Annotated in this window: 1 protein-coding gene; it reads left to right on the forward strand. The window is 37.7% G+C overall.

Annotated features, from left to right (window positions below):
• Positions 1 to 629: MotA/TolQ/ExbB proton channel family protein (locus A6M55_RS05910; RefSeq protein ID WP_064196888.1), on the forward strand; the 629-nt coding region annotated here is incomplete at both ends.

Below are 629 nucleotides of genomic sequence, written 5' to 3' on the forward strand. Positions count from 1 at the left end.
CACAAACCAAAACCAGGTGACTTCTTTGGCCTTATCCACAGTGGTGGTGTTGTCGTACCAATCTTGATGACATGTTTCCTTTGTGTATTAGTTTTCTCTATCGAGCGTTTCTTCACAATCAACAAAGCTTCTGGTACAGGTAATATCGATGCTTTCGTTCGTAAAGTACGTTCTTTATTAGATGCTAACAACGTTGCTGATGCAATCAAAGAGTGCGACAAACAAAAAGGTTCTGTAGGAAATGTAGTAAAAACTGCATTAGGAAAATACAGCCTTCTTACAACTGACGCTTCTTTAGACAAAGAACAAAAATTAGCAGCTCTTCAAAAAGAAGTAGAAGAAGCTACATCATTAGAGCTTCCAATGTTAGAAAAAAACCTTACAATTCTTTCAACTTTGGCAACTGTATCAACTTTGATCGCCTTATTAGGAACTGTATTAGGTATGATTCGTGCGTTCTCAGCTTTAGGTGCTGGTGGTGGTGCTCCAGATGCAGCTGCTCTTGCAACTGGTATCTCTGAAGCCTTGATTAACACTGCGTTAGGTATCGGTACATCTGCAATCTCAATCATTATGTATAACTTCTTTACATCTAAAATTGATGATTTAACTTACAAAATTGACGAAAT

The organism is Emticicia sp. MM (assembly GCF_001649495.1).